This is a genomic window from Bacillus cereus group sp. BfR-BA-01356 (genome assembly GCF_022663635.1).
GTDB classification, from domain to species: domain Bacteria; phylum Bacillota; class Bacilli; order Bacillales; family Bacillaceae_G; genus Bacillus_A; species Bacillus_A cereus.
On record NZ_JAKUFX010000194.1, the window covers coordinates 1 to 7,569 of the forward strand.

The window sequence follows — 7,569 nt, forward strand, 5'->3', positions numbered from 1 at the left end:
ACGTACGGTGTGGGGCGGGGGAAAAGGTGGAGATTACTTCAAAGTCTTACCTATCGCACCCGAAATGGGTAGTGGCTACCTCAATCCTTACGGATTGAGATGCCACACATAAAGCGCAATGATGACAGCTGCAGTAGATGGCTATTTTCATTTAAAAGGGAAAAAAGGATATCGTACATGCGTATTTGTTCCACCAACTCTTACTGAGAAGTGGGCAAAAGAAGAAATACGACACTTATTACCAGACGCAGAGATACACCTTATTAAACGAACTGAGGATCTTATTCGTATTCATCAAGCTTGGATTCAGGCCGGGAGACCAAAACCACAAAAACCAACCTTCTTTGTTATTAGTTTTACAACAATGCGAGGAGATTCTATCAAAATGATGCCATTATCTTATAAGCAGACTCCTCTTTCTAAAAAATCTGAGGAAGAGGTGCAAAGATATTATAAGAATGGCTACTACTGTTCGGATTGTGGTGCTAAGTTACGTAAAAAAACATCTTCTATCATGGTTCAACAGGCCAATGGTGAACAAAAAGAAGTATGTCAATATAAAGATTTTACAGCTAGTGACTTAGATACTAAAACGAATAAAAATAGTGTATGTGCTGATTGTAATTCAAATATTTGGAGCCCAAAAGTAAAAACAAAATATGCAAGTTTTAAAGAGTGGACAAAATATGAGGAACAATTAGTGCAGGCAATTAAAGAGGGAAATAAACCTTTACAAAAACAACTAGAGTTAGAGAATCGTGTAAAACCATATGACGCAAAACATTCAGGAAGAGCGTATAGAAAAGTAGCTGCTGTTGAGTATATTCGTAGAAAAATGAAGCATTTCTTTGACGTTCTTATTGCTGATGAGATACATGAGCTGAAAAGTGAATCTGCACAAGGAACTGCTTTAGGAAGTTTAGCAAAGGTTTGTAAGAAAGTTGTAGCTGGAACAGGTACATTATTTGGTGGCCGCGCAAGCGATGTATTCTATACGTTATGGCGTTTATTCCCTCAAAAAATGGTTAAAAGTGGTTTTGAATACAGTTCTTTCATGGAATGGAATGAAACCTACGGAAACATCGAGAGAACATATTACCATGATGGTGAGGTCACATCTAATATAGCTTCACGCGGAGCACAAGGTACATTAGATAAAACTAAGGTTGTACCTGGTATTTCACCTTATGTGTTTACTCAATTCTTAATGGATACAACCATTAATGTACGTCTTAAAGATGTATGGCCAAATCCTGTGGAACTAGTCAACGTCCCTACAATTCTTGTTGATATGTCTGAAGAGCAGAAGCAAGCCTATGAGCATATGAAAGAGTCGTTTGAAAAAGCAATTGAAGCAGCGAAAGGTACACCAGACGCTGGGAAACTGTGGCTTTCTTATATTCGTACAGGTAATGCATATCCAGACAATATGATCCATTATCCGAACTATTACTTAGATGATGCAGGAAAAGAACTGGTTTGGTCTAATGATAAATTCAAATTTGATGAGGATTGTATACAGCCTAAAGAGAGAGAGTTGCAAAGTATATTGCGTACAGAAATTTCTGAGGGCCGTCCAACCATCGTATACGTATGTGATACAGGATCTACAGTAAAAGAACGAGACGTTCAACCACGTTTACAGAAGGTTGTAGAGCAAATATCTGGTGCGAAAGTAGCTATTCTCCGTACCAATACAGTTACTCCGCCAAAACGTAGTGAATGGCTAAAAGATCAAGTGAATAGCGGTGTGAATGTAATTATTTGCTCGCTAGAATTAGTGAAGGTGGGTCTTGATTTACTTGCAACACCTACATTGATATTTTATCAATTACCATTTAGCTTATTCGCGTTGAATCAGGCAGCAAGAAGACACTGTCGTATTGGCCAAACTAAGCAATGTAGGACCTTCTATCTTGGATACCGAGAAACGTTCCAACAGCAGATGGCGCAATTAATTGCTCAAAAGAATAAAGCTGCTGAAGCAATGAACGGTGAGGCTACAAGTGATGGTCTGAATGCAATGCTTGGTGATACTGGAGATCTACAGACTCTATTAATTCAAAACATAAAGAGTGGAAATCAATTAAAGGGTTCAACAGAGGAATGGACAAAAGCAGCATCTGATGAATCGAAGCGGGTTCTTGCAAATATCGGTAATGTGATTACACCTGTGTTTGAATCAATTGAAATTCAATTTACGAACTGGGTGGGAAAATTACCAGGAACTATGGATGTTGCATTTATGAAAGAAGTTCAATTTGTACAAAGGGCTGTTGAATGTATTAAAAAAGAACAAGTACCTGGAGTTCGAGTGAAGAAGAATGTACTTGAAATAGCTGGAGAAATAGAAGATGTCATTCGAGCTTTAACAACACTGAATACTGATAAGCGTATGCTTGTACAAAAACAAGATATCACATTCTGGGATTCAGTTATTGTTGAAGTGGATTCTTCTAAAAAGAAAGGAAAACGAAAAAACAAAGTAATTGATGGACAGTTTGAGTTCGATTTATTTGGATAATCGAGAGGGGAATATTATGTTTACAAAAATATTTATTGGTCTATTTTGTTATGTGTTTTTGGTAGTTCGTAATTCAAAGAAAAAATTTCTAATGGAAGAAGCCAAGAAAAAAGAAATGGAAAATAAACCGGTGGAACGCCCCGTTTATTGGTGCCCAAGAGAAAATAAACCTATTGGAAGGGAACAAGAGCGTGTTACTGTTCCAACAAAAGAGATCACCTTAGAAAAAGATGTAGCAAGTATATATGATTTAGTTGCTACATCTGTTCATAAGAATCTGGGTGAGGAAGAGAGTGATAGATTAAAACATGAGGATATAGAAGAAGTGGAGTATGCTGAAGATTTTCATCATACTCCCACTCCTGAGGCTGTATATGATATTCCTTTTCCAAGTGATGAGGATATACCAGTGGAATTATTAGAATATGAGGACATGTATCCACAACAAGAATATGTTTCAATTCCACCGGAAACAGAACACGTTTTTTCTGTTCAACAAGGAGTAGCTGATGTTGAAGATATGGATTTTGTGAGGTGGACTGCAAAAGTAATAGAACAAGAACAAGGACTGACACGTGTCATAAATATGTCTAATAAGAAGCGTTATTGGATTCATACAGAGGGAGAAATATTACCGAAAAATCAATTACTGTATATGAAATTAGAGGTCAATTCACCTTATTCTTATACACTAGTTGAATGGAGTAATAGACAACTAGGGAATATATAAATCTATTTCCTAGTTGTATTTTCTTAGTTAAATAGCATCAAATACAGCATTTTCTCACTCATTTGTACAAGAATAAAACATTTTTTTATTTTTGTACAAATGAGTGGGACAGAATGATTCACCATATAAGGATATTCGACTATAATGAGACATTGTACGTCATTGTAATATTGAAATGTTTTGAGATTCAAGTGATTAACAGTCTTAAAACAGGAGAATTGAGAACTCTTCGTAATATTACAATGCTTAAAATAGATTAAATCCAAACATGAGGATTATATGAAGTAAAAAATATTTTTGAGTTAAAAAAATAACAATTTTGAAAGGTGAATGTAAATGAATATTAATTCCATAAGTAACAATGTAGTAGAAAAATTAGAACAAACGGTGCGCTATGAAAAGAAACAAGTCCAGGTATTACGTGTAAGTAAAAGTAGTTCTAATATACACGCTTACATGATTTTTCCGGAATTCTCAGAGGTTAAAATTTCAAATACCGAACTGGATGAATATATAGAAAATCTGTCAACAAGCGTGAAGTATGTCATTGATCGCAAGTTGAGTCAACAAGAAATTGAAAAACAAAATCATTCTTTCATTATGACGTGTGAAGTCGAGGAAGATGGTGTGATAGATGATGAAACGATTCATTTTAATACGACGTATGTAAAACCACCAACAATTGCAAATAAAGTATTTAAGTTGGTATGTGGATTAGGGAATCGCTTAGATAGCTTAAAAGAACTACATATTACAGTGTTAAATAATAATATTAACCGAATTGAAATTGAGTTTTACAATGAAAATGAAACATATGTGGCAGTAGAAAAAGAAGAAATTGCAAATGCAATTATGGGGGCATATACAAAAGCAAATATCTATTATGCAGCAGATCTTTATTATGCTGCAGAAGGAAATGAAATTAAATTAAAGAGCATCAAACCAAAATTAGCGGGTGATGTGTGATGAAACGAGAAAAAGGAATGATAGGAGTCTTATGCACGCTTGTTTTGATGATTTTATTACTTGTACCCTTAGAAGAAGCTCAAGCTTCTGTAAAAGTAGATTTTAATGAGTTAAAAGGAAATGATGTTTCGTCATCATTTAAAGATGGACTAAACAATCGAATGAAAACAACAGAGAAAGAAGATTCATTTGGATCATCAATCATTCAAAAGATTGAAGGATTGTATGCGCCGGCTTTTAAAGTAGGAGTCAATATCTTTTCTATTTCATTCGTATTAGGAGTTATTGTCATGGTTATGGCATTAATTACAAAGAATGGTCAATGGATGAAGTGGGCAACCGGAAGTATGATTTTCTCATTTATCAGCATGATGTCGATGAGACTAAGTGTATACTTCTTATTTAGTTCCGATGTATTTTCGTTTATGAACATCTTTACGGATTTTTTAGACCTGTTTAAAGCAACAGCACTTATTTTCACACCATTTATGTTAATCGCAGGTATTCGTTTAAGAAGAATTCATGAGAGTACAAAACAGCCGGAATATTACCGTTGGGCCAACCGTGTCATAACGGGATCTTGTTTGCTGTGTATGTTAGCCGTACTCGCTCCATGGCTATTTGCTAATATGTAAAGAACTATATATAAAAATAGAAAAGGTACTGAATCTACATTCAGTACCTTTTATCTACCCATTAGGTTCTTTCTTTCATATTCTTCAAATACTTCTTCTGATATTGGCGATAGTATGCCACTTAAATACACAGCGGTATATAAAAAGTATTGGCCATCATTTGTTTTTATTGTATGAGTACCGTGTTCCTCATTGTTTGGAATAATTCGTTCAATTTTGAGTTGCTTTTTATCACAAATGATCTCTTTTACTCTATATAAATTATGTGTTGGTAAACGATTAATATACAAACAAAGGTATTCTAGTAGAAATAGAATAACAGTCATTTGTAGAATGAAAGCAATCTTTAATAGAGTTGGTATGGATGCAAATAATACTAGAAATATAGAGATCAAGAAAATATTTAACTTTGAAAACCATTTTTCATGTTGATTTAAAGAAATAATACTTTTCTTATTCTGAAACACCTGGAACCTCGTTATAAGAAAAATAATTACAAAGATTCCTTCATAACTAAACCAGGTTTTCCACTCCGTATCAGTAAGTTCTAGCAATATATATATGATACCGGTAGATACGATCAGTGGTACCAGCTGTACCAAACTAAATAGTATGGTATGTTCTAACATTCTTTTCTTGTAGATACGATTAGTAATTGAATCCAAGTTTCTTAACTCCTTCTGCAATTTTCATGATGACACCACCAATAAGAAGATGGTATTCGCCAATCCCTTTTTCATTTACGTACTAACACATATAGTGTCGGATACCTTCTTTTGCACTATGGTCATGTAAAGGAAGAGGAGATGCGTATTTTTTAGATGACATATTATTATCACCGAAAGGTACCTGTTCTGCAAGTGCAAAACGTTTCTTCGAATCATTTATAATCCAACAACCATAGTTTACTGATCCATACCATATTGCGTCTTTGTGAATTGGATCAATAGAAGGTTGTGCTGGATAACTTTCAGCTAGTATTTGCGCTTTTTCTTCACGAAGTTGCTGATGTATGTGTGAATTTAATGGATCTTCCGTTCCGATTTCATAGGTTTCCTCAAAATTCCCACACTCATAAGGGATAAGGGGATTATTTGAATCAGCTGCTAATTGTAGACTGCAAGAATCTGATTTTGAAAGATAGTATACACAGTCTTTGCAAGTGAAAAAGTTTGAAAAAGCTGAATCTGTTTCTTGTTCTGTTACGGTATTATCTACTACAAGTTTTAACATGTCTATCACAATCCTTTTTAGGCTAGTTCGTAAATTAATATAGACGTATCATATCATGCTTATAAACAAATGTAAATATTTTCCAAATAAAAATAACCTTATTAATTTTGAAAGGACTGTTTGTATTGAATAGAAATCGAGAATATATTGCTTTGCGAAATTCTATATTAATAGGCTGGTTACTGACAGGCATCGTAATAGGCCTATCTATCCATTTTTCTTCTGTTGTTTATTTATTAATTGGATGTTTCATTCTATCGTTAAAATACGGATTAATGGGTACCGTGAAAAATGTGGAAAAACGTTTGCCTACCTGGGCCAACTTTGGCGTCATTGAAAAACCAGTTAATAGAAGAGTAACCAGACCTTTTCAGTTTCGAGGTGGGCTCCTTGTTTCATTAGCATTAGGATTCGTAGAGATGGTGATAAAAGGCTTATGTATCTCATATTTTATTTTAGGATTAGAAACGCATGTATATCGTTTAATGCGCAGAAACGCAAGGGTGTAAAAAGGAGGACTCTATTATGAAAGTATTGATATTTGAATTGATTCTTATTGCGGTTCTAATACCGTTGAATAGTGTTGTGAAAAAACATGTACCAAAATGGAAAGGAAAAGCTGGAGAGAAACTGGTAAAACGTATACTAAGTAAATTAGATCCAAAAAGTTACTTTGTGTTACATAATGTGACGGTTTATACGGAGTATGGTGATACAACGCAAATTGATCATATTGTTATCGCGGAAACCGGTGTATTTGTTGTAGAGACAAAGAACTATGAAGGATGGATCTATGGAAATGAGAAATCTGCAAGGTGGACACAAGGTATTTTTAGAAAGAAAGCCTCTTTTCAAAATCCATTTCGCCAAAACTATAAACATATAAAAGCCATTGAATGGGTGATGGAACAACAGCTGCCATGTATCTCTATTGCAGCGTTCCATCCAAAATGCAGTCTAAAAAGAGTACATGTTCATTCTAAAGATAAACATGTACTATATTATAACGATCTACAAAAATGTATTGAATCATATACTGAGGTGCAACTAACAAATGATGAGGTCCAACATATTTATCAAACTATGTTGCGAGCAAACATAACGGATAAGGGTATTGAAAAGAAACATGTGAAGTATTTAAAAAATAAATTTGCTAAACAATAAGAAATGGAGATAGAGACATGTTATATGTAGTAGGGTTTATCGTAATCTCTATAGTAGCTATTCGGCTTAACATGAAGTATTACAAGCTTAGGGGGAATTTTAAAGATTTTGTAATGAAGAAAAAAGAGTAGAAGATTTCTAATAAAAGGTTTTAAAGTCCATTTCAATTGAAATGGACTTTAGTATTCGCATAAGGTTAAAATAAATCTTTTTTCTGTGAAAAGACTTGAATTAACATTCCAAACTTCATATTTACTATAGGGAGCAGTAACCTTGATATGCGTATCTAGTGACTTAAAAAAGGCATAAATAAATAA

6 protein-coding genes and 2 pseudogenes are annotated in these 7,569 nt (G+C 34.1%); 6 read left to right on the forward strand and 2 right to left on the reverse strand.

Annotated elements, in window-relative coordinates; genetic code table 11:
• Positions 1-112 precede the first annotated feature (112 nt).
• The 4 genes and pseudogenes from MR168_RS31375 to MR168_RS31390 all read left to right on the forward strand — a co-directional run.
• Positions 113-2,524, forward strand: a pseudogene (locus MR168_RS31375) (DEAD/DEAH box helicase); the annotation flags it as partial.
• A gap of 16 nt (positions 2,525-2,540) precedes the next feature.
• Positions 2,541-3,254, forward strand: coding sequence for a hypothetical protein (locus MR168_RS31380; RefSeq protein ID WP_000494364.1), 714 nt, complete (start codon positions 2,541-2,543; stop codon positions 3,252-3,254).
• 336 nt (positions 3,255-3,590) lie between these two features.
• Positions 3,591-4,220: a hypothetical protein gene (locus MR168_RS31385; protein ID WP_001024816.1), complete on the forward strand. Its 630-nt coding sequence runs from the start codon at positions 3,591-3,593 to the stop codon at positions 4,218-4,220.
• Positions 4,220-4,855 (forward strand): hypothetical protein, encoded by a 636-nt coding sequence (locus MR168_RS31390; protein ID WP_242291732.1) that lies wholly within the window; start codon positions 4,220-4,222, stop codon positions 4,853-4,855. Before MR168_RS31385 ends, MR168_RS31390 begins: the two co-directional genes overlap by 1 nt.
• Positions 4,856-4,905: 50 nt before the next feature.
• Here the strand turns inward: MR168_RS31390 and MR168_RS31395 are convergent, their stop codons facing one another.
• Together MR168_RS31395 and MR168_RS31400 are read right to left on the reverse strand one after the other, a co-directional pair.
• The gene (locus tag MR168_RS31395; protein ID WP_078405438.1) at positions 4,906-5,484 is read right to left on the reverse strand and encodes a hypothetical protein; all 579 of its coding nucleotides are present in this window, start codon (positions 5,482-5,484) and stop codon (positions 4,906-4,908) included.
• A gap of 19 nt (positions 5,485-5,503) precedes the next feature.
• Positions 5,504-6,088, reverse strand: a pseudogene (locus MR168_RS31400) (hypothetical protein).
• A gap of 125 nt (positions 6,089-6,213) precedes the next feature.
• Between MR168_RS31400 and MR168_RS31405 the strand changes: the two are divergent.
• Both MR168_RS31405 and MR168_RS31410 read left to right on the forward strand, forming a co-directional pair.
• Positions 6,214-6,597, forward strand: a complete 384-nt coding sequence (locus MR168_RS31405; protein WP_015406623.1) for a hypothetical protein — start codon at positions 6,214-6,216, stop codon at positions 6,595-6,597.
• 16 nt (positions 6,598-6,613) lie between these two features.
• Positions 6,614-7,252: a nuclease-related domain-containing protein gene (locus tag MR168_RS31410; RefSeq protein ID WP_000866011.1), complete on the forward strand. Its 639-nt coding sequence runs from the start codon at positions 6,614-6,616 to the stop codon at positions 7,250-7,252.
• Positions 7,253-7,569: the final 317 nt, after the last annotated feature.